Source organism: Rhizobium sp. IBUN, from assembly GCF_000510625.1.
Lineage (GTDB): Bacteria > Pseudomonadota > Alphaproteobacteria > Rhizobiales > Rhizobiaceae > Rhizobium > Rhizobium altiplani.
In genome coordinates, this window is record NZ_AZNV01000005.1 from 118490 (window position 1) to 139133 (window position 20644).

Sequence of the window (20644 nt, forward strand, 5' to 3'; positions counted from 1 at the left end):
TATCACGCAATCTTTCATCGCGACACTTGACCATAGTGACATTTGCGACTGTGATAGCACCAACTCGCGCCGGGAGGGTGTCGGGTCATCTGGGAGGTTTGCCTGCTTCGCGAGCGCTCCCACAGAAAGATAAGACAAAGGAAAAGGTTGGGAAAAATGAAGATTAAGCTTCTGTCGGTCGCCATCGGCGCAGCAGTTTTCGGAGTTGGCGCTTCTGCAGCTTCTGCCACCACGCTCGAAGACGTGAAGGCAAAGGGTTTCATTCAGTGCGGCGTCAACACCGGCCTTCTCGGTTTCGCGCAACCTGACGCTTCCGGCAACTGGGCCGGCTTCGACGTCGACTTCTGCAAGGCAGTTGCTTCGGCCGTCTTCGGCGACCCGGCCAAGGTGAAGTACACGCCGCTGTCGGCCAAGGACCGTTTCCCGGCGCTGAAGTCGGGCGAAGTCGACCTTCTATCGCGTAACACCACCTGGACGATCAACCGCGACACCGCGCAAGGCTTCAACTTCCGCCCGATCACCTACTACGACGGCCAGGGCTTCATGGTCCGCAAGAGCCTGAACGTGAAGTCGGCACTTGAGCTGTCGGGTGCTGCCATCTGCGTCCAGTCCGGCACGACGACGGAACTGAACCTTGCCGACTATTTCAAGTCCAACAACCTCCAGTACAATCCGGTCGTTTTCGAGAAGCTTGAAGAGGTCAACGCGGCCTATGACGCTGGTCGCTGCGACGTCTACACGACTGACCAGTCCGGCCTCTACTCGCTGCGTCTGACGCTGAAGAACCCAGACGAGCACATGATCCTTCCGGAAATCATCTCGAAGGAGCCGCTCGCCCCGGCCGTTCGTCAGGGTGACGATCAGTGGTTCGACATCGTGTCGTGGACGGCCTATGCCCTCATCAATGCCGAAGAGTTCGGCATCACCCAGGCGAACGTCGATGAAATGAAGAACTCGGCCAATCCTGACATCAAGCGCTTCCTCGGCACGGAAACCGATACCAAGATCGGCACCGACCTCGGGCTCACCAATGAATGGGCTTATAACATCATCAAGGGCGTCGGAAACTACGGCGAAGTCTTCGAGCGCAACGTCGGCAAAGGCAGCCCGCTCAAGATCGAGCGTGGTCTGAACGCGCTGTGGAACAAGGGCGGCATCCAGTACGCTCCGCCGGTCCGCTAAGCGGCTGGTCAAGACTTGGGAAGGCGGTCAGCCGCCTTCCCTATATAAAGAGAAAAGCCCGAAAACGGGCTCATAGGGGATAAGACTCGGCATGACGCAAGAGGCTATGCACACGTCACATGTGCAAAGCACTGGCTGGAGTTTCCGGTCGGTGGCTTACGACCCGAGGATTCGGGGCATTTTCTTCCAAGTTCTGACCGTCGCGCTCATCGTCGGCTTCGTGTGGTGGATTGCCCATAACACGGCTCAAAACCTCGCCCGCGCCGGCACGGCCTCCGGCTTCGGGTTTCTGAGCGGGCGCGCCGGCTTCGACATCGGCCAGTCGCTGATCGAATATTCGAGCGATGCGACGTATCGCCGAGCCCTTGTGGTCGGATTTTTGAATACAATCCTCGTCGCGGTCACCGGCATCATTACGGCCACGATCATTGGCTTCGTTGTCGGCATCGGGCGCCTGTCGCACAATTGGCTGATCGCCAAGCTCTGCACGGTGTATGTCGAGGTATTTCGCAACATCCCGCCGCTGCTCGTCATCTTCTTCTGGTATCAGGGCGTTCTCGCTGTTCTGCCAGGCGCGCGAGAGTCGCTGCACCTGCCGCTCAACATGTTTCTCAACAATCGCGGGCTCGCCTTCCCGAAGCCGATCTTCGGTGAAGGCATGTGGGCGGTTGGCGTGGCATTTCTGGTTGGGATCGTGGCAGCCGCAATAATCGCGCGCTGGGCGCATAAACGTCAGGCCGCAACCGGTAAGCAATTCCACACGATCTGGGCTTCCATCGGGCTGATTGTCGGCCTGCCCGTTCTGGTGTTCCTGCTGTCCGGCCTGCCGCTTTCGTTCGATGTGCCAGTTGCCGGCAAGTTCAATCTCACCGGCGGCTCCGTCATCGGCCCGGAATTCATGTCGTTGTTCCTGGCACTGTCCTTCTATACGGCGGCATTTATTGCCGAAATCGTCCGCGCCGGCATTCGCGGTGTGCCGAAGGGCCAGTCCGAGGCCGCCGGCGCACTGGGCCTGCATCCATCAAGTATCACGCGCCTCGTGGTGGTTCCGCAGGCTTTGCGCATCATCATTCCGCCACTCACCAGCCAGTACCTGAATCTGACGAAGAACTCGTCGCTCGCGATCGCCATTGGCTTTTCGGATCTCGTCGCCGTCGGCGGTACGATCCTGAACCAGACCGGACAGGCCATTGAAGTCGTGTTCATCTGGGCGGTCGTCTATCTCGCCATCAGCATCCTCACATCGCTGTTCATGAACTGGTTCAACGCCAAGATGGCCTTGGTGGAGAGATAAGATGTCGACATCCAACCAAGCGTTCGTCCGAACGAATTTCATCGATGCCGAACCCGCGCCGCGTAGCGAAAGCGGGCCTCTGGCCTGGATCCGCAAGAACCTGCTGGCTACGCCGAAAGACGTCGTCCTGACGGCTCTGGCCGTTGCCTTGCTCGCATGGGCATTGCCGCACGTCATCAACTGGCTATTCATCCAGGCCGTCTGGAGCGGAACGGATCGCACCTTCTGTGCAACCACCGTTCAGGGCGGCACGCAACCCGACGGCTGGAGCGGCGCCTGCTGGGCGTTCGTCAATGCGAAGTTCGACCAGTTCGTCTTCGGTCGATATCCGCTCGACGAACGCTGGCGTCCGACAATCGTCGGGATCCTGTTCGTGCTGCTGCTCGTGCCTATGCTGATCCCCAAGGCACCATTCAAGCGCACCAACGCCATTCTGCTGTTTGGCGTCTTGCCGCTTCTTGCCTTCTGGCTGCTTTATGGCGGCCTCGGGCTCGAAATCGTGGATACGCCGCTCTGGGGCGGCCTGATGGTGACGTTGGTGCTCTCCTTCGTCGGCATCGCCGTGTCGCTGCCATTCGGCATCATCCTGGCACTCGGACGCCGCTCGAAGATGCCTGTCATCAAGATGGTCTGCGTCGGCTTCATCGAGATCATTCGCGGCATACCGCTGATCACCGTGCTGTTCATGGCGAGCGTATTGCTTCCGCTGTTCCTGCCCACAGGCTTTACGATCGACAAGCTGCTCCGCGCCTTGATCGGTGTGGCGATCTTCGCCTCCGCCTACATGGCCGAGGTTATCCGTGGCGGCCTGCAGGCGATCCCGAAGGGCCAGTCCGAAGGGGCCGACTCGCTCGGGCTCGGCTACTGGCAGAAAATGCGGCTGATCATCCTGCCGCAGGCGATCAAGCTGGTCATCCCGGGCATCGTCAATACATTCATCGGCATGTTCAAGGACACATCGCTGGTGTCGATCATCGGCATGTTCGACCTGCTCGGTATCGTCCGTTTCAACTTCACGGACGCCAACTGGGCGAGCGCGGTGACACCCTTGACAGGCCTGATTTTCGCTGGCTTCGTCTTTTGGCTGTTCTGCTTCGGCATGTCGCGCTATTCAGGCTTCATGGAACGCTATCTCGATACCGGCCACAAACGATAAAAGATAAGGGAACGAACACATGGCTGAGGCTCAACCAAAGAAGATGACCGTTTCGGCAACCGACGTTGCCGTCGACATCATCGGCATGAACAAGTGGTACGGTGATTTTCACGTTCTGCGCGACATCAATCTGAAAGTGATGCGTGGCGAACGCATCGTCATCGCCGGCCCTTCGGGCTCCGGCAAGTCGACGATGATCCGCTGCATCAACCGTCTGGAAGAACACCAGAAGGGCCAGATCATCGTCGATGGCGTCGAACTCACCAACGACCTCAAGAAGATCGACGAAGTGCGCCGCGAAGTCGGCATGGTCTTCCAGCACTTCAACCTCTTCCCGCACCTGACGATCCTGGAAAACTGCACGTTGGCGCCGATCTGGGTGCGCAAGATGCCGAAGAAGCAGGCGGAAGAAGTCGCCATGCACTTCCTGAAGCGCGTCAAGATCCCGGAACAGGCCAACAAGTATCCGGGCCAGCTCTCGGGCGGTCAGCAGCAGCGTGTGGCAATCGCCCGCTCGCTCTGCATGAACCCGAAGATCATGCTCTTCGATGAACCGACCTCAGCGCTCGACCCAGAAATGATCAAGGAAGTTCTGGAGACCATGGTCGGGCTTGCGGAAGAAGGCATGACGATGCTGTGCGTGACGCACGAAATGGGCTTCGCGCGTCAGGTCGCCAACCGCGTCATCTTCATGGACCAGGGGCAGATCGTCGAGCAGAATTCGCCGGCCGAGTTCTTCGACAATCCGCAGCACGAACGCACCAAGCTGTTCCTCAGCCAGATCCTGCACTAGGTCGATTGGCGAACAACAAATTCAAGGCCGTCGGATTTTTCCGGCGGCCTTTTCGTTTCGGGGCACTTCTGGCGGTTCACACGCGGCGCCATAACATCACAAACAAAAGGCCCCGATGACGGGGCCTTCCGAGGCGAGCCTGAGAGCGATCAGGTCTTCAGCTTGGCATTGCAGAGGCTGTAGAAGCCGCCGCCCTTCTGGATCCACTTCAGGCCATTGAGCGTGTTCGCATCCTTGTTCTGATGGTAGGCGTCGACGCAGGTATGCATCCGGCCCTTTCCGGGCGTTTCCTTGGCGTATTTCGGTGAAATTGCTGTCGGGAACGACACGCCCTTGGGCGCCGTCATCGTCGGCTTGTCCGGTTCTTCGCCACTGTTGAGGGTGACATCGGGTTCGGCCGTCGCATCCGGACCGCACTGCGCCTTGCGGAAATCGTTCCACTTCATGTTCTTCGCAGAGCCGTCAGCCTGGGCCGATTTATACTTCGCGCTGCATTCCTTCATGGTCAGCGCCGAGGACGGCGTAGCAAACGCCAACGCCCCGAGCAGGGAAACGGATGCAAGAATAGTCAACTGCTTGATCATGATCTTTCCTCCAGGCCTCCAGGGGCAATCAAACTATCAGGCTGGCCAATTTTCTTGTCAACGCGACAATTGGCGCAACCAGTACGTTAGATTTGTTCCGGGCAACCGTCGAGCTCCGCTGACGGGATAACATCCCCGCGATGCAGCAGGCGTTTGCTTAGCGGCAAAACGCCGACGGTGGTATAGTGCCGGCCGGGCTGGCTTTTCCTGCACTTCCGAGGGAGGAAGACATGCGCGAACCTGACATGCAGAAAGTAGATGCACTCGTCGGCAGGTTAATCGGCGATGTTGGCGCGGCCGTCTCCGGAGCGCTGGTGGTGCTGGGCGATGACCTCGGCCTGTTCAAGGCCATGGCCGACGGCAAGCCGCGCAACTCTTCCGAACTGTCGAAAAAAACAGGTATCAAGGAACGTTATATCAGGGAGTGGCTGTCCGCCCTCGCAGCTGCCGACTACGTCAGCTATGACGAGAAGAGCGATCGCTTTCATCTGACGCCAGAGCAGGCCATGGTCTTTGCCGAGGAGGACAGCCCAGCCTTCTTTGCTGGCGCCTTTCAGGTCGTGCAGGCCATGTGGACGGACGAACCGAAGGTGGCTGACGCCTTCCGGACCGGCAAGGGTGTGGGATGGCACGAACACAGCGCCTGCCTGTTCCGCGGCACGGAGCGTTTCTTCCGGACCGGCTACAACAACAATCTGGTTGCTGAGTGGATTCCGGCGCTCCAGGGCGTCGACGCCCGCCTCAAAGCCGGCGCCAAGGTCGCTGATGTCGGCTGCGGCCACGGCGCTTCGACGATCCTGATGGCTAAGGCCTATCCTGCCTCGACGTTCTTTGGCTTCGACTATCACGCCCCGTCGATCGAGCGGGCGAAGGCTGCCGCCAAGGAGGCCGGCGTCTCAGATCGCGTCACATTCCAACAGGCGCCCGCCGCCGGCTTTCCGGAGGGGAACTACGATCTCATCGCCATGTTCGACTGCCTCCACGACATGGGGGATCCGGTCGGTGCCGGCAAGCATGTCAAGGAATCGCTCTCGGCCGATGGAACCTGGATGGTCGTCGAGCCCTTCGCCCACGACTGCCTGAAGGACAATCTCAATCCGGTCGGCCGCGTCTACTACGGCGCGTCGACGATGATCTGCACGCCGGCGTCGCTCTCTCAGGAGGTCGGCCTCGGACTCGGCGCGCAGGCCGGGGAAACCAAGCTGCGTAAGGTCGCCCTCGATGCCGGCTTCAAGCATTTCCGCCGCGCCACGGAAACACCCTTCAACATGGTCTTCGAGGTGCGCGCGTGAGGCGAGGTGCGGCGCGCTTGGCCATGGCCCGCCGCGTCACCTGAAACTTTCCACATGCTGAGAAGAGCTTGTGAATATAGAGATAACGGAGAAATATCAAAAGGATAGACAGATTTTCCTAGGCGCAGGAGGTTCAAGGGAGAGAAAAAATCGCGCGATTGTGATTTTTTCTGGTTTTGCCGCTTGCGGGATTCAAAGTGCCTGACTATAAGGGCGCCACCACGAAGGAAGCGCCCTTCGTCTATCGGTTAGGACACCAGATTTTCATTCTGGGAAGAGGGGTTCGACTCCCCTAGGGCGTGCCATCGTTTTCCCTTAAAAATCAGTTGTTTAGATACCCGCTTGCGGAAATTCGATAATTATTCCGAGTTTCGGGGGCAAGCGGATTATAAACTGCTTTTGGCAAAGCGAATGTCTGGGAATCAGCCACCTGCTATAGCTTGGGGCTCGGACATCATGGTTCGAGCCCTCCCCGCCATCTACCTAGCAGCAGAATGGAGCAGCCCATGGTCCGTTCCGAACCTCTCGCTCAGCCTTGCGATCCGTATGCTTTCCAGGCCAAGCCCGCAGCGCCACATCGGCCAAGCGCTTCAGTGTGACGGTACATGCTCCATCACAGGCCTGCGCGGACATGCCTTGAACGACAGCCGAATAGAAGCGGGCAAGACTATCCGTGTCGGATTCCGTCGGAAGCTCGCCTTCGCCGACTGCGCGATCGAAGCGCGCCTTCATGAATCGGATCGAAGCGTCCCGTCGTACTGCCACTTCTCGGGCGACAGCCTCGTTCTCCTCGGCATGCTGGAGGACAGCGGTTGAGACCATGCAGCCACGCGGCTTATCGGGATTGGAGACACCCTCGGCGACGTCATACAGGTAGAATGCAAGTGCGTCATAGGCTGACATCGGCCCTTGCAGCGCCTCGGTGCGGCGTTTGGTTTCATGCTCGATATTGTAGTCGAGGGCCTGCCGATAGAGTTCTTCCTTTGAACCAAACGCGGCGTACAGCGAAGGCGGAGTGATCCCCATCGCTTGGGTCAGGTCGGCGATCGAGGTTCCTTCGTAACCATGCTCCCAGAAGAGCCGCGACGCGACACCCAACCCGACGTCGCGATCGAGCGCTCTTGGCCTGCCACGTTTCCGGACTGGTTCATTCATTTTTATATCGATCCCTATAAAAATATTGACAGGCGGATTTCCCTCACAATATATCGGTCGCTATAAAAATTGCAGCGGAGAGACTTATGTCTGGAAAATTGGCACCAAAGTAGCCCTCGTGACTGGCAGTTCGAGTGGCATCGGCGGTGCCGCAGCGCTTGGCGCAAAATCCGTCGCCATCCAAGCGGACTTTGCCAATGGCAAGGACCCGGTTGACAGTCTTCGGGAACAGTTCGAGGCAGCCGCAATTGCCGCCACTGGCGAGCCTTCCCTGGATAGTCATGTGCACTCACCGCGCCGGAGCGGCGTCCTGGACGCGTAGCTGGATGCGTCGTACACCCTGGTAGTGGTCCGCGCCAAGCGAGCCTGCAACATGGAGGTTGGCGCCCCTCGAATTCAGCAGCAGGTTGCCGAGCTGCGTATCGGCGGCCCGGAAGGCGATCCCATCAAGGCGGGCGCCGTCCATGGCTTCGAGCGTCACCTTCACGTGCTTCTCGCCAACCAAACGAGAATCGCGAAGCCGATGGGCGGGAACAGCAAAGAGCGGCTGTGAATGCCCCGAGCCGTAAGGCCCGGCCGTCTCGAGGCGGTCGATCAGATCGAGCGTCGCGCCGCTGGCGGCAATCGCGCCGTCGATCTTCAGCTTCTCGTTGGCGACGAGTGCGGCAACCGTCTTTTCGGCTCGCTCGGCAAAGAAGCTGCGCAAGCGGCCGAGCTTGTCGCGCTCAACGGTGAGACCGGCAGCCATCGCGTGGCCGCCGCCCTTGACCAGCAGGCCATCGTCCACAGCCGCGCGCACCATCTTGCCCATGTCGAAGCCGTTGATGGAGCGACCCGAGCCGGTGCCTTTGCCGGATGGATCGAAAGCAATGGCAAAGGCCGGGCGCTTGAAGCGCTCCCTGAGACGGGCGGCAATCAGGCCGACGATCCCGGGGTGCCACTTTTCGTGCGCAGTGACGATGACCGAGGCGCCCTCGCCGTCCCCATATTCCGCCAGTGCCTCGGCTTCCGCTTCCAGCAGCATCGCCGCTTCCATCGCCTGCCTGTCGCGGTTGAGCTCATCCAGCTGCATGGCGATGGCCTCGGCCGCGCTCGTGTCGTCCAGGGTGAGCAGGCGGCTCCCGAGTGCCGCGTCGCCGATGCGACCACCGGCATTGATGCGCGGCCCAATCAGGAAGCCGAAGTGATAGGGCGTCACCGGTCCAGCAAGACCCGCCTTGCGAAAGAGAGCGGACAGGCCGGCATTGCCCTGGTGGCGAGCGGCGATCAGCCCCTTGACGACGTAGGCACGGTTCAGGCCCTTCAGCGGCACGACATCACAGACGGTCGCAAGCGCGACGATATCGAGCCATTGCAGCAGGTCGATCGACCGTACGCGCGGGTTTCCTGCTTCCCGCAACAGCCTTAGCGTCGCGACGAGCACGAGGAACACGACGCCCGCCGCGCAGAGATGTCCCTGCCCGGAGAGATCGTCCTCCCGGTTCGGATTGACCAGCGCGTGGCACGGCGGCAGATCGTGTGTCACCTGGTGGTGATCGATCACCACCACATCGATATTGCGCCTCGCTGCCTCGGTGAGGGCATCATGGCTGGTCGACCCACAATCGACGGTGACGATCAGCCGTGCGCCATTGTCGATCAAACTGCCGATTGCCGCAGCGTTAGGCCCATAGCCCTCGAAAATGCGATCCGGAATATAGATCTCAGCTTTGACGCCGAAGTGCTCGAGAAAGCGGAACATAAGCGCCGACGAGGACGCGCCGTCGACGTCGTAGTCGCCGAAAATCGCGACCTGCTCCTGGTTGCGGATGGCCTCGGCGAGCCGCTTGGCCGCCTTCTCACAATCCGTCAGCGTGTAGGGGTCCGGCATCAGGTTGCGGAGCGTCGGATCAAGAAACTCCAGCGCCTCGTCGACGGTGACACCGCGTCCGGCGAGGACGCGCGCGATAAGTTCAGGCAGCCCGTGCACCTGAGACATCGCAAGCGCCCGGTTCTGGCCGGCCTGATCCAGTCGCGATATCCAGCGGTTGTCCAGTACGGACCTCTCCACGCCCAGAAACGCACGTTGTACCGGATCGGCCGGAATCTCCATATCGCCTGCTGCCCTCGTCGCTTGTCACCACCCCGGGACCGGGAGTGATATCGGCAGCTTTATGCGGCTTGGCCCGGCCGCACAACGGTTTTGGACGAGACACTCGACGTTAGCTGTGGATGCGCGCGGCTGATCTACCGCGGCACCTTCGGCAACATCGATCTTCTGGGAGCGGGTGAGGCTCAGTCTTCCTTCGGCCGCTCGATGCGGATCACCTGCGGTTCACCCACATGATAGCCCTCGCCCTTGATTGCGGCGACCGCCTTGCGAACGCAGTCCTCTGTTGTCGCGTGAGTCACCATGATGATCGTCTGGTGATGCGACGGCGCAAGGTGCTGCTTCGAGCGCTGGACGATCGACTCCAGCGAGATATGGTTTTCCGCCATGTGGGTCGCGACGCTTGCAAACACGCCCGTGCGGTCGAGCACAGTCAGGCGAATGAAATATCCGCCTTCGTGGCTTCGCATCTGCGCCTTGCGGTAGGGCTCGAGCGATTTGGCGGGATGGCCGAGAACGGGCACGCGCTGGGCGCCAGGTCGGCTTTTTGCAATGTCCGCGATGTCACCGAGAACAGACGAAGCCGTCGCATTGCCGCCAGCGCCGGGCCCGACCATCAGCAACTCACCGAGAACATCGGACTCGATCGCCACGGCATTGGTCACGCCGTCGACCTGTGCAATCACGGAATCGACGGGCACCATCGTCGGATGGACGCGCTGTTCGATGCCGGTATCGGTCCGCTGTGCAACGCCGAGCAGCTTGATGCGGTAGCCGAGATCGGCGGCAGCGTGGATGTCCTCGATCGAGATGTTGATGATGCCTTCGAGATAGATATCGTCGGCCGCGATCTGGTTTCCGAAGGCGAGCGTCGTGAGAATCGAGAGCTTGTGGGCAGTGTCGTTGCCTTCGATGTCGAAGGCGGGATCGGCTTCTGCATAGCCGAGGCGCTGTGCCTCCTTCAGGCAGTCGGCGAAGGACAGGCCTTCCTTTTCCATCTTCGTCAGGATGTAATTGCAGGTGCCGTTCATGATCCCGTAGATGCGGGAGATCGTATTGCCCGTCAGCGATTCGCGCAGCGCCTTGATGACGGGAATGCCGCCGGCAACCGCTGCTTCGAAGTTCAGCAACGCGCCCTTCTCCTCCGCGATCGTCGCCAGTTCGACGCCGTGGTAGGCAAGCAGCGCCTTGTTTGCTGTCACCACGTGGAGACCGCGCTGTAGAGCAGCGCGTACGGAGCTGTTTGCCGATCCACCGACGCCGCCCATGAGTTCGACGAAAACGTCGATGTCGCCCTTCCCCGCCAGATCTTCCGGCCGGTCGAACCACTCGATGCCGCCGACGTCGATGCCGCGGTCCTTGGTCTTGTCGCGGGCGGAAACACCCGTAATCAGGATCGGGCGTCCGCACGTTGCGGCCAGCTCGTTGCTGCGCTGCTGAATGATACGGACAAGCGAAGCACCAACGGTACCTAAGCCCGCAATGCCGATTTTGAGGGCATCTGCCATGGATCGATCCTGAAATGTGTCATGAAGGGCAGCCGCCGGAAGCGGCTGCCGTTGAGGGATTATATCAGCGATGTGCGTTGAGCGAGATGACGTTGTGCATCGTCTCGTCTGCCGTCGACATGAACTTCTTGATGTTGCGGGCTGCCTGACGAATGCGGTGCTCGTTCTCGACGAGCGCCAGGCGCACGTAGTCGTCGCCCATTTCGCCGAAACCGATGCCTGGCGCGACAGCCACGTCGGCTTTCTCGACGAGCAGCTTGGAGAATTCCAGCGAACCGAGGTGACGGAACTTTTCCGGGATCTTGGCCCAGGCAAACATCGTCGCTGCCGGCGGCGGCACTTCAAAGCCGGCCTTGCCGAAAGTATCGACCATGACGTCGCGGCGGCGCTTGTAGACGTTGCGGACTTCCGCGATATCAGAGCCGTCGCCGTTCAGCGCGTGCGTTGCCGCTACCTGGATCGGCGTGAACGCGCCGTAGTCGAGGTAGGATTTGACGCGTGTGAGCGCGGCGATCAGACGCTCGTTGCCGACGGCAAAGCCCATGCGCCAGCCGGGCATCGAGAAGGTCTTCGACATCGACGTGAACTCGACCGTCACATCCATCGCACCCGGAACCTCGAGAACCGACGGAGGCGGCTCGCCCTCGAAGTAGATTTCCGAATAGGCAAGGTCGGATAAGACGATGATATCGTGCTTCTTCGCGAACGCGATGACGTCCTTGTAGAAGTCCAGCGTCGCCACAAAAGCCGTCGGGTTGGACGGATAGTTGAGGATCAGCGCCAGCGGCTTCGGAATCGAATGGCGAACGGCGCGTTCCAGCGGCGGGAAGAAGCTCTCGTCCGGCTCGACCGACATCGAGCGGATGACGCCACCGGCCATCAGGAAGCCGAAGGCGTGAATCGGATAGGTCGGGTTCGGGCAGAGGATGACGTCGCCCGGCGCGGTGATTGCCTGCGCCATGTTGGCGAAGCCTTCCTTGGAGCCCAGCGTCGCGACGACCTGCGTGTCAGGATTGAGCTTCACGCCAAAGCGGCGCGCATAATAGGCAGCCTGCGCCCGGCGAAGGCCCGGAATGCCCTTGGAGGACGAATAACGATGCGTGCGCGGGTCCTGGACGACTTCGCAGAGCTTGTCGACGATCGCCTTCGGGGTCGGAAGGTCAGGGTTTCCCATGCCGAGATCGATGATATCGGCCCCGCCCGCTCGCGCGCTTGCTTTCAAACGGTTGACCTGTTCGAAAACGTAAGGCGGCAAACGCCGGACTTTGTGAAACTCTTCCATTTCTTTCCCCACGGAAATGCGGCCACCGCGGCCGCGCTCGAAGTTCGTCCTAAATTCCCGGCTGTTCGCGATACGAACTTCAGAATCACCAACGCCGTATTCATCAGACTTGCGTCGCACGGCATTTCTTTGACGGAAAGCCGCGCAGGCCGTGCATTATCGGGAAAAATTCATCTTCCGCCACAGATGGAAGGCTTTGCTTCCAAATTGCAGCGAAGGCAAGGCCTAATTGGCGATTTCTGAGAGCGTCTCGGCGCCGTGCTCGGCCGCTAGCTTTCGAAATTCCGCGACGCGACGCTGGTACTCGGCTTCCGAGATCGTGCCGGCCTTGCGCTGGGCGGCAAGCGCCGTCAATTGCTTCTGAACCCCGCCAGCCTCGTCGTCGCTCATCTGAACGTTTGCGGCCGTGAGCGGTGCCCCGAATCCCGGATAGCCGTCCTTGTAATGAGACAGGCCGCTCTCGGTCGGCTCTTCACCCTTTGTCGCGCTCATGACAACGGGCGTCGGGGCCGCTTGCCTTGCCGCGAAGGCGGCCTTTTCCTCGGGCGTCTGCATGCATCCGGCAAGCGCCATGGCCGCGGCGGCGCCGATGAGCGCGATACGGGTCATGTTTGCGATGGTGCGGATGCCAATTCTCGTCATTTGCCAGAGGTCCCAAATCCTGAGGTGCTTCGACTGTTAGATTCGTCGCCGCCACAAAGCAATAGCACGAGCGTGCGTCAGCGGAACTTGTTTTATAGATCTTTCCAGATGTACAAATCAATTTGCAGGAACATGCCGCCGCCGGAGGAGACAGGTGACCGACAGCAAGCAGCAAGACGGCGACAAGGCAAAGAGCCGGGGATTCGATGCGAAGGACCTGGATCCGTACCTGATGAAAGATCCCGAGGCGATGGCGGTCAACTTTGCCCGTGCACTGGAGAATCTCGGCAAGGCGGCCACGGCCTGGCTTGCGCCACGCGAACGTGGCGAGATCGCAGAAAATGCAGCAGAGCCGGTGACCGACATGGTCAAGACGCTCTCCAAGGTCACCGAATACTGGATCTCAGATCCGCGCCGCACCTTCGAAGCGCAGACCCAGTTGATGAGCAGCTACTTCGGTATCTGGATGCGCTCGATGCAACGCATGCAGGGCGAAACGCCGGCGGCGGAACCGGAGCGCAACGACAAGCGCTTTGCCGATGAAGACTGGCAGAAGAACCCGTTCTTCGAGTTCCTGAAGCAGGTTTACCTCATCACCGCCGATTGGGCGGAGAAGATGGTCGCCGAAACCGACGGGCTCGACGAGCACACGAAGCACAAGGCCGGTTTCTATGTGAAGCAGATCACGGCCGCCCTCTCGCCGACCAACTTCGTTGCCACCAATCCGCAGCTTTACCGTGAAACGATCGCGACCAGCGGCGAGAACCTGGTGCGCGGGATGAAGATGCTTACCGAGGATATCGTGGCGGGCCAAGGCGACCTGAGGCTTCGCCAGACCGACATGACCAAATTCGCCGTCGGTCGCGACATGGCGCTGACCGCGGGCAAGGTGATCGCACAGAATGAGATCTGCCAGATCATCCAGTACGAGCCGACGACAGAGACGGTGCTGAAGCGCCCTCTCCTCATCTGCCCGCCGTGGATCAACAAATTCTATATCCTGGACCTCAACCCACAGAAATCATTCATCAAATGGTGCGTCGACCAGGGCCAGACCGTTTTCGTGATCTCCTGGGTCAATCCGGACGCGCGGCATGCGCAAAAGGATTGGGCCGCCTATGCGCGCGAAGGCATCGACTTTGCCCTCGACACCATCGAGAGGGCGACGGGTGAGAAGGAAGCGAACGCCGTCGGCTACTGCGTCGGAGGCACGCTGCTTGCGGCAACGCTAGCGTTGCACGCCAAGGAAAAGAACAAGCGGATCAAGACCGCTACCCTCTTCACGACACAGGTCGATTTCACCCACGCCGGCGACCTCAAGGTCTTCGTCGACGAGGAGCAATTGGGCCGGCTTGAAGCCCACATGGAGGAGATCGGCTACCTCGACGGCTCAAAGATGGCGACCGCCTTCAATATGCTGCGGGCTTCCGAACTGATCTGGCCCTATTTCGTCAACAACTATCTGAAGGGCCAGGAACCGATGCCCTTCGACCTTCTGTTCTGGAATGCCGATTCCACCCGCATGGCGGCGGCAAACCACGCCTTCTATCTGCGTAATTGCTACCTCAGGAACGCGCTGACGGCGAACGAGATGATCCTGGACGGTCAGAAGCTGTCGCTGAAGGACGTCAAGATCCCGATCTACAATCTCGCGACCCGCGAAGATCATATCGCGCCTGCAAAATCGGTGTTTCTCGGCAGCCAGTTCTTCGGCGGCAAGGTCGATTTCGTGCTGGCAGGTTCCGGCCACATAGCGGGCGTCGTCAATCCCCCGGACAAGAAGAAATACCAATACTGGACCGGCGGCGGCGTAACCGGCGACTATGAGACGTGGCTTACCAAAGCGGCTGAGAACGCCGGCTCGTGGTGGCCACACTGGCAAGCCTGGATCGAGGCGAAGGACAAAAAGCGCGTGCCCGCCCGGAAACCGGGAGGCACCGCGCTCAACGCCATCGAGGAGGCGCCGGGAAGCTACGTGATGGAGCGAGCCTAAGAGCGACGCCCCTGCTCGGCTTCATCACTCCAGGAAGATCAGACTGGCAGGTGACGGGGGCAGCGGTCGGGAAACGAACTCCTGAAAACCAGCCGACTTGGCCATATCGGCCAGTTCCCGCTCCGTGTAGGCGTCTCCCTTCGGTGTCGTGGCCAGCATGACCATGGCGAAAGCAGCCGGGAACTCGGGCGACACCCGATCCTCGTTCGGAACGAACTCGACGATCGCAACGCGGCCTCCTGCTGCCAGACTTGCTCGCGCCTTTTTCAGGAGCATGACGCAGCCTTCGGCGTCAAAGTGATGAAGGAAATTCGGCAGCAGGATGAGATCATAGCCACTGCCCCAATCAACCTCGAAGGCACTGCCGGGCCGGAAGCTGAAGCGCCCCGCTACTCCTGCATTCGTTGCATTTTCCTCGGTCACCGCAAGAACCGGCTTCCAATCGATAGCAACCACGCTGGCAGATGGCGCCACCTTGGCGATTTCTATACCGAAGGCACCAGGACCGGCGGCAACGTCCAGCACCTTGCTTGGCAGCTTTGACCATGTCGCAACGTCAGATGCCACAGCTTTCGCGCTCGCTGTGTTAAGCCCAAACATGCCCCTCGCAAACTTGACCCAAATAGGGTTGTCCGGCTCCACGTTGGCCAAGCCGACGGAGCCTCCGTTGCGGACGTAGGCGGCAGGATTTTCGAGGAACAAGGACATCATTTGCGGCGACCCCATGAAATCGATCGCCGCACCTATATAGGCCGGGGAACGCCTGTCCAGAAAGGCCTTGCTCGACGGCGTCGGCGCATAACTCTCACCGCTCTTCGTCAGAAGACCCGAAACTACCAGGAAGTCGCAAAGAATGCGCACCCCACGCTCGGCGCAATCAATGTCCGACGCGAGCATCGCCGCCGTGCGCGCTTGCCCGCCAAATTTTGTGAAAAGATCGAATTCGATCGCTGCCTTCATCGCCGCCGTTTTCCGAAATGCAAACATCGCATCAACAAGCAAGGCTGGCGAGATTTCTTCATGAACCACTTGTGTCGAAGACATCGGCTTTCCCTCCCAACGTGGAGCCACGCGACGGGAGGTATTCATAGCAGAATCCGCATTCCTCGGCACGTCCTGACAAAGGAGGAGCAGGCAAAAAGCCGGCGCCCCAAGGACATGCCCAAAGCCTGCCCTCAATTTTGAACGGCTCGAGCGAGCGCGTAAAGGAATTGGTTACCATAATTCGGCATCCTGCCAATCAACCGGACATATTAGCGAGCCGCAATTTAGCCCTGATGCTTCTATACCGGCCCCGGCGAAGGAATATCCATCGGTTCGTACCGCCGGCCCCAGTAACGAGTTGTGAAAGACGGGTCTCATGGCGTTTGCGGTCGATGTGTTTAGCAATAGCAGGCCTATAGGTACGTCCATTTCTCGTTTCGGTTACTCTTTCCGCTTTCTTTCAGGTGCAGCTCTCATCGGTGCGGGGTTTGCCGCTTCAGCGTGGGTCGTCGCTACACTTGCGACTATGCATATGGTTGCACCGGCCCCGCTTCCGAGCGCCGGTCGCTTCGCCGACATCGCGCTTGCCCCCGCAAGCGTCGCGAAGACCGAGCCTGTGCAACGCCTCGTTCACGTCAAGAAATTCTCGCGCTTGCGCATGAGCACCGATGCCGAACTGGCCCTTGCAAGGGGTGTTCACGTAGCCGCTCCGTCGGCGGCGCTTGCGGCGGCATTTGTCGGGCAGTCCGAACCTCTTGCGCTCTCCGAAGCCTCTCCGAACAGAGAGCTGGCGACGGCTGTCGCGTCACCGGCACCCGCTCAGCCGGCGCGCCCGGCCAAGGACGACACCGTAGAGGTGGCATCAGCGACCGTTGCCTCGACTGACCGTATCATCATCCCGTCGAAGCAGGAGGTCGCAGCCGCCGAAGGACCTGCCTTGCTGGCGCTCGCAGCAAGCCCTGCGGCCGAAATCAAGGGACAGGTACCGCCCGCCGCCACCAAGCCCGGCCCGGTCGAGATTGCGGCTCTTGCGCCGACTGAGCAGCCTGCACCGGGGGCAACCCAGCCGTTCGATCTCGTTTTGAGCGGCACCGACACCGAGATCCCCTTGCCCATGGCTCGGCCCGATGGCCTGATCAAGCGGGCTACCCCCAACGATCGCAGTGCTCCGGCTGAACCCGTACTTGCCTATGCGCGCCCGGATGCCGGCGCTTCCGATGATGACGACGATCAAATGCCGACGGTGAAGAAGGGGCTGTCCCCCGCGATCGCCCGCAATGGCGTCGCGGTCTACGACATTTCGGCCAACGTCGTCTACCTTCCGAACGGCGAACGCCTGGAAGCCCATTCCGGCCTCGGCAAGATGCGTGACAATCCGCGTTTTGTGCATGCCAAGAACCGCGGCCCGACCCCACCGCATACTTACAATCTGACGATGCGCGAAAGCCTTTTCCACGGCGTCGAGGCGATCCGACTGAACCCTGTCGGCGGTGCAGGCTACGTCTACAACCGCGTCGGCTTGCTTGCGCACACCTACATGCTCGGCGCCCGCGGCGACTCGAACGGTTGCGTGTCCTTCAAGGACTACAAGCGCTTCCTCGCTGCCTTCAAGCGCGGCCAGATACGCCAGCTGGTGGTGGTCACGAGCATGCCGAACAAGCCGACGTCCACCTTCGCTTCGTTGTTCTCGTCGCGCTCCTAATCAATAGTCAAAAGATAACACCGCGCTCGATTTTCACCGCACCTCGCCCCCATGCAATCATCCCCTTGTCCCGTCGCGGATACGCCACAAGGCGTTGCGGCGAGGCGGAACCGGCGCCGGGTGCGGAAGAAGGACGTGAGCTTCCGCATCAGGGGTCTGCAGAAAATGGTCTCCCTCCGGGGACGGCGGCGTCCGCGCGAATGCGGCGTTGAGTTGAGCCTCGGACGTGCCTGTGTGGCACACATGGTCCCCAGGGGAAGCGAAGCTTCCTCGGGCAAGGCCGCAGAGGGACCGGAGTTGCGGACATAAACCGCCGAACGGGTCTCTGGGAAGAGCCATATGATTTTATCTCAACGAGGCAATTTCCAGCGCCCCGTCCAATGCATGCATGCTCAAGCCGCGGGACGTGAGGATCCCGTGAGGGCGAAGACGCGTGCCGCTCGCAGAAAAGCCACTTGGCACCGATACACGACGCACACGGCAGAAATAGCATTCGCCCCATTGATCGCGATGGACGAACCCGGCATAGCTGCATTATGTACCAGAATGACAATCCTAAGGGCCTGCAATGGTGAATTATATCGAAGCCTCTTCCGCGCCATCGAAGAATACCGGCGCAATTAGGCTCTACGGTCCCGAAGCATTCGAAGGAATGCGGAAGGCGTGCCAAGTGACGGCGCGTTGCCTCGATGAGCTGGCGGCGTTCGTGCGGCCCGGCGTTGCGACCGATGCAATCGACCGTTTCGTGTTCGAATTTGGCATGGACAACGGCGCGATTCCGGCGACGCTCAACTATCGCGGATACACAAAGTCTACCTGCACATCGATCAACCATGTCGTCTGCCATGGCATTCCGGATGCAAAACCGCTGCGCGAAGGCGATATCGTCAACATCGACGTCACCTACGTGGTCGAAGGCTGGCACGGCGATTCAAGCCGGATGTACCCGGTCGGAACCATCAAGCGCGCTGCTGAGCGGCTGCTTGAAGTGACCTATGAATCCCTCCTGCGTGGCATATCGGCCGTTCGGCCCGGCGCCCGCACCGGCGCGATCGGGGAAGCCATTCAGACCTATGCCGAAGCCGAGCGCTGTTCCGTCGTGCGCGACTTCTGTGGTCATGGCGTCGGCGCGCTGTTCCACGACTCCCCAAATATCCTGCACTATGGTCGCGCGAACGAAGGGCCCGAACTGCGGGAAGGCATGATCTTCACGATCGAGCCGATGATCAATCTCGGTCGGCCGCATGTGAAGGTTCTTGCGGACGGCTGGACTGCGGTAACGCGCGATCGCTCGCTTTCGGCGCAATACGAACACACGGTCGGGGTTACTGCCGACGGCTGCGAGATTTTCACGCTTTCGCCAGGCGGCCTCGACCGACCCGGCCTCCCGCCCTTGAACCGATGAGCGCTTGATGACGAAGGGTCCTGTTTCGCATTCCAACGACGCCGAACTGCCCTTCGCCACCAGCGATGCAAGCGACGAACGCTCCTTTTTCGCGGAACAGGCCGCCAAGCCGGCATCCTTGGCGAAGCAGGCCAGCCTCTCCGCCTTGCTTGGCAAGGAAGAGCACTACCACGGGCACCGCGAGCGCCTGCGCGACCGCTTCCGTCAGCATGGCGATACAGCCCTCGCCGATTACGAGTTGCTCGAACTGCTGCCGTACAGGCTGATCCCCCGGCGCGACACCAAGCCGATCGCCAAGGCGCTGCACGAGCGCTTCCGCTCGCTCGCTGCCGTCTTCGGTGCACCGCTGCCTCTGCTGCAGGAGGTAAAGGGCATCGGCGAAGCCGTGGCGCTCGATTTGAAACTGGTCTCGACGGTCGCACAGCGGACCCTGAAGAGCGAGCTTCGAGGCTAGCAGGTGCTGTCGTCCTGGTCGTTGGTGATTCAATACTGCCACGCCGCGATGGCTCACGAGACACGCGAGCAATTCCGCATTCTCTTTCTCGACAAGCGCATTGATCGCCGACGAGGTTCAAGGGCGGGGCACGGTCGATCATACGCCGGTCTATCCGCGCGAGGTTGTGCGGCGGGCGCTGGAGCTTTCGGCCACAGCCCTGATCCTCGTCCACAATCATCCCTCCGGCAATCCCACGCCGTCGCGGGCCGATATCGACATGACCAAGATGATTGTCGACACCGCAAAGCCCCTCGACATCACGGTCCACGACCACATCATCATCGGCAAGGACGGTCACGCTAGCCTGAAAGGGTTGCGTCTGATATAGGAGTCTAAACCTATAGGAGCTAAAGTGCTTCAGGTATCCGTCAGGTTTAGGTGGCAAAGGGACAATGCTGCAATCAAACTGCTCCGGTACCTTTATGACGCCAACCGCCTTTCGCCGATTTCCTCGCACCGCGATAGCAGCGTTGTGCTTGCTCGCCGGGTCTTTTCTCGCCGGTGGCAGCTACGCCCTCTACCTGACAGTTACGGACAACTTCCACGCGGTCATCGATGGCGAAGTCTATCGTTCATCGCAGCCATCGCCTGAAGCCCTTGCGGGTTTCTCGAAGCGTTATGGGATCAAGACGATCATAAACTTGCGAGGCAATAACCCGGTACGGAGCGCCGAAGTCGAGCAGGCAAAGACACTTGGCATCGAGCATATCGATTTCCCGATGTCGGCCTACAAGGAGCTTTCGCCAGAGCGAGCGATGAAATTGATCCAAGTCATGAAGGACGCGCCGAAACCGCTGTTGATCCATTGCAACTCAGGCGCGGATCGAACCGGTCTCGCTTCCGCACTCTATCTGGCCGGCGTCGACAAGACGAGCCAGGGGGTTGCGGAGAAACAGATGTCCATCTTCTACGGGCATATCGGGTTGCCTTTCGCTCGCGCATTCGCCATGGACCGCAGCTTCGAGAAGCTGGAACCCTACTTGGCTTCAATAAATCCAGACCTCTCCTCCTAGAGCATTTTGCAACATTGACCTGCCCCGGTGGACGCGCGACATATTGCGTCGCAAAATGATTCCAGCTTTCCAAT

General features: G+C 60.2%; 16 protein-coding genes, 1 tRNA gene and 1 pseudogene. 11 read left to right on the plus strand and 7 right to left on the minus strand.

Going from position 1 to position 20644, the window contains the following annotated elements:
- Nucleotides 1-156: 156 nt before the first annotated feature.
- The 4 genes from RHIBUN_RS0107340 to RHIBUN_RS0107355 all read left to right on the plus strand — a co-directional run bounded on the left by RHIBUN_RS0107340 (nucleotide 157) and on the right by RHIBUN_RS0107355 (nucleotide 4425).
- Nucleotides 157-1182, plus strand: a complete 1026-nt coding sequence (locus RHIBUN_RS0107340) for an amino acid ABC transporter substrate-binding protein (protein ID WP_018859938.1) — start codon at nucleotides 157-159, stop codon at nucleotides 1180-1182.
- Nucleotides 1183-1273: 91 nt separating this feature from the next.
- Nucleotides 1274-2476: an amino acid ABC transporter permease gene (locus RHIBUN_RS0107345; RefSeq protein WP_025659055.1), complete on the plus strand. Its 1203-nt coding sequence runs from the start codon at nucleotides 1274-1276 to the stop codon at nucleotides 2474-2476.
- 1 nt (nucleotide 2477) lies between these two features.
- Nucleotides 2478-3632, plus strand: a complete 1155-nt coding sequence (locus RHIBUN_RS0107350) for an amino acid ABC transporter permease (RefSeq protein ID WP_025659056.1) — start codon at nucleotides 2478-2480, stop codon at nucleotides 3630-3632.
- Nucleotides 3633-3651: 19 nt separating this feature from the next.
- On the plus strand, nucleotides 3652-4425 hold the full coding sequence (locus tag RHIBUN_RS0107355) for an amino acid ABC transporter ATP-binding protein (RefSeq protein WP_018859941.1): 774 nt from the start codon (nucleotides 3652-3654) through the stop codon (nucleotides 4423-4425).
- A 149-nt stretch (nucleotides 4426-4574) separates the two neighbouring features.
- Here RHIBUN_RS0107355 and RHIBUN_RS0107365 read toward each other — a convergent pair whose 3' ends face one another.
- Nucleotides 4575-5009 carry a hypothetical protein gene (locus RHIBUN_RS0107365; protein WP_018859943.1) on the minus strand — a complete coding sequence of 145 codons (435 nt, stop codon included), beginning with the start codon at nucleotides 5007-5009 and terminating at the stop codon, nucleotides 4575-4577.
- A 230-nt stretch (nucleotides 5010-5239) separates the two neighbouring features.
- On the opposite strand from RHIBUN_RS0107365, the gene RHIBUN_RS0107370 reads away from it, so the two are divergent.
- Both RHIBUN_RS0107370 and RHIBUN_RS0107375 read left to right on the plus strand, forming a co-directional pair.
- Nucleotides 5240-6301 (plus strand): class I SAM-dependent methyltransferase, encoded by a 1062-nt coding sequence (locus tag RHIBUN_RS0107370; protein WP_018859944.1) that lies wholly within the window; start codon nucleotides 5240-5242, stop codon nucleotides 6299-6301.
- A gap of 230 nt (nucleotides 6302-6531) precedes the next feature.
- Nucleotides 6532-6606: transfer RNA gene (locus tag RHIBUN_RS0107375), tRNA-Glu, on the plus strand.
- A 178-nt stretch (nucleotides 6607-6784) separates the two neighbouring features.
- On the opposite strand, the gene RHIBUN_RS0107380 is transcribed toward RHIBUN_RS0107375, so the two are convergent.
- The 5 genes from RHIBUN_RS0107380 to RHIBUN_RS0107405 all read right to left on the minus strand — a co-directional run bounded on the left by RHIBUN_RS0107380 (nucleotide 6785) and on the right by RHIBUN_RS0107405 (nucleotide 12977).
- Entirely contained in the window at nucleotides 6785-7456 is a 672-nt protein-coding gene (locus tag RHIBUN_RS0107380; RefSeq protein ID WP_025659057.1) for a TetR/AcrR family transcriptional regulator, read from the minus strand.
- Nucleotides 7457-7745: 289 nt separating this feature from the next.
- Complete coding sequence (gene recJ / locus RHIBUN_RS0107390; RefSeq protein ID WP_025659059.1) at nucleotides 7746-9548, minus strand: single-stranded-DNA-specific exonuclease RecJ; 1803 nt, start codon at nucleotides 9546-9548, stop codon at nucleotides 7746-7748.
- A gap of 182 nt (nucleotides 9549-9730) precedes the next feature.
- Nucleotides 9731-11053 carry a homoserine dehydrogenase gene (locus tag RHIBUN_RS0107395; protein ID WP_025659060.1) on the minus strand — a complete coding sequence of 441 codons (1323 nt, stop codon included), beginning with the start codon at nucleotides 11051-11053 and terminating at the stop codon, nucleotides 9731-9733.
- Nucleotides 11054-11117: 64 nt separating this feature from the next.
- Nucleotides 11118-12335 (minus strand): LL-diaminopimelate aminotransferase, encoded by a 1218-nt coding sequence (locus RHIBUN_RS0107400; RefSeq protein ID WP_007532313.1) that lies wholly within the window; start codon nucleotides 12333-12335, stop codon nucleotides 11118-11120.
- 225 nt (nucleotides 12336-12560) lie between these two features.
- Complete coding sequence (locus RHIBUN_RS0107405; protein WP_018859949.1) at nucleotides 12561-12977, minus strand: hypothetical protein; 417 nt, start codon at nucleotides 12975-12977, stop codon at nucleotides 12561-12563.
- A 154-nt stretch (nucleotides 12978-13131) separates the two neighbouring features.
- On the opposite strand from RHIBUN_RS0107405, the gene phaC reads away from it, so the two are divergent.
- On the plus strand, nucleotides 13132-14970 hold the full coding sequence (gene phaC, locus RHIBUN_RS33160; protein WP_037215164.1) for a class I poly(R)-hydroxyalkanoic acid synthase: 1839 nt from the start codon (nucleotides 13132-13134) through the stop codon (nucleotides 14968-14970).
- 24 nt (nucleotides 14971-14994) lie between these two features.
- On the opposite strand, the gene RHIBUN_RS0107415 is transcribed toward phaC, so the two are convergent.
- Entirely contained in the window at nucleotides 14995-16014 is a 1020-nt protein-coding gene (locus tag RHIBUN_RS0107415) for a methyltransferase (protein ID WP_025659061.1), read from the minus strand.
- A 316-nt stretch (nucleotides 16015-16330) separates the two neighbouring features.
- Here RHIBUN_RS0107415 and RHIBUN_RS0107420 point away from each other — a divergent pair, with 316 nt between their 5' ends.
- From RHIBUN_RS0107420 to RHIBUN_RS0107435, 4 genes and pseudogenes are all read left to right on the plus strand, one after another.
- Nucleotides 16331-17656, plus strand: a complete 1326-nt coding sequence (locus RHIBUN_RS0107420) for a DUF2778 domain-containing protein (protein ID WP_025659062.1) — start codon at nucleotides 16331-16333, stop codon at nucleotides 17654-17656.
- A 568-nt stretch (nucleotides 17657-18224) separates the two neighbouring features.
- Nucleotides 18225-19061, plus strand: a complete 837-nt coding sequence (map, locus tag RHIBUN_RS0107425) for a type I methionyl aminopeptidase (RefSeq protein WP_018859953.1) — start codon at nucleotides 18225-18227, stop codon at nucleotides 19059-19061.
- A gap of 7 nt (nucleotides 19062-19068) precedes the next feature.
- Nucleotides 19069-19885 (plus strand): annotated as a pseudogene (gene radC / locus RHIBUN_RS33165) (DNA repair protein RadC).
- Between the two features lie 64 nt (nucleotides 19886-19949).
- Nucleotides 19950-20570: a dual specificity protein phosphatase family protein gene (locus RHIBUN_RS0107435; protein ID WP_025659063.1), complete on the plus strand. Its 621-nt coding sequence runs from the start codon at nucleotides 19950-19952 to the stop codon at nucleotides 20568-20570.
- Nucleotides 20571-20644 lie beyond the last annotated feature (74 nt).

Excerpts from the sequence above, each read along its gene's own strand:
- RHIBUN_RS0107405 (WP_018859949.1), bottom strand. The coding sequence starts at position 12,977 with ATGACGAGAATTGGCATCCGCACCATCGCAAACATGACCCGTATCGCG.
- map (WP_018859953.1), top strand. The coding sequence starts at position 18,225 with ATGGTGAATTATATCGAAGCCTCTTCCGCGCCATCGAAGAATACCGGC.
- RHIBUN_RS0107340 (WP_018859938.1), top strand. The coding sequence starts at position 157 with ATGAAGATTAAGCTTCTGTCGGTCGCCATCGGCGCAGCAGTTTTCGGA.
- RHIBUN_RS0107380 (WP_025659057.1), bottom strand. The coding sequence starts at position 7,456 with ATGAATGAACCAGTCCGGAAACGTGGCAGGCCAAGAGCGCTCGATCGC.
- RHIBUN_RS0107420 (WP_025659062.1), top strand. The coding sequence starts at position 16,331 with ATGGCGTTTGCGGTCGATGTGTTTAGCAATAGCAGGCCTATAGGTACG.
- RHIBUN_RS0107435 (WP_025659063.1), top strand. The coding sequence starts at position 19,950 with ATGCTGCAATCAAACTGCTCCGGTACCTTTATGACGCCAACCGCCTTT.
- RHIBUN_RS0107365 (WP_018859943.1), bottom strand. The coding sequence starts at position 5,009 with ATGATCAAGCAGTTGACTATTCTTGCATCCGTTTCCCTGCTCGGGGCG.
- RHIBUN_RS0107395 (WP_025659060.1), bottom strand. The coding sequence starts at position 11,053 with ATGGCAGATGCCCTCAAAATCGGCATTGCGGGCTTAGGTACCGTTGGT.
- recJ (WP_025659059.1), bottom strand. The coding sequence starts at position 9,548 with ATGGAGATTCCGGCCGATCCGGTACAACGTGCGTTTCTGGGCGTGGAG.
- RHIBUN_RS0107370 (WP_018859944.1), top strand. The coding sequence starts at position 5,240 with ATGCGCGAACCTGACATGCAGAAAGTAGATGCACTCGTCGGCAGGTTA.
- RHIBUN_RS0107400 (WP_007532313.1), bottom strand. The coding sequence starts at position 12,335 with ATGGAAGAGTTTCACAAAGTCCGGCGTTTGCCGCCTTACGTTTTCGAA.
- RHIBUN_RS0107415 (WP_025659061.1), bottom strand. The coding sequence starts at position 16,014 with ATGTCTTCGACACAAGTGGTTCATGAAGAAATCTCGCCAGCCTTGCTT.
- RHIBUN_RS0107350 (WP_025659056.1), top strand. The coding sequence starts at position 2,478 with ATGTCGACATCCAACCAAGCGTTCGTCCGAACGAATTTCATCGATGCC.
- RHIBUN_RS0107355 (WP_018859941.1), top strand. The coding sequence starts at position 3,652 with ATGGCTGAGGCTCAACCAAAGAAGATGACCGTTTCGGCAACCGACGTT.
- RHIBUN_RS0107345 (WP_025659055.1), top strand. The coding sequence starts at position 1,274 with ATGACGCAAGAGGCTATGCACACGTCACATGTGCAAAGCACTGGCTGG.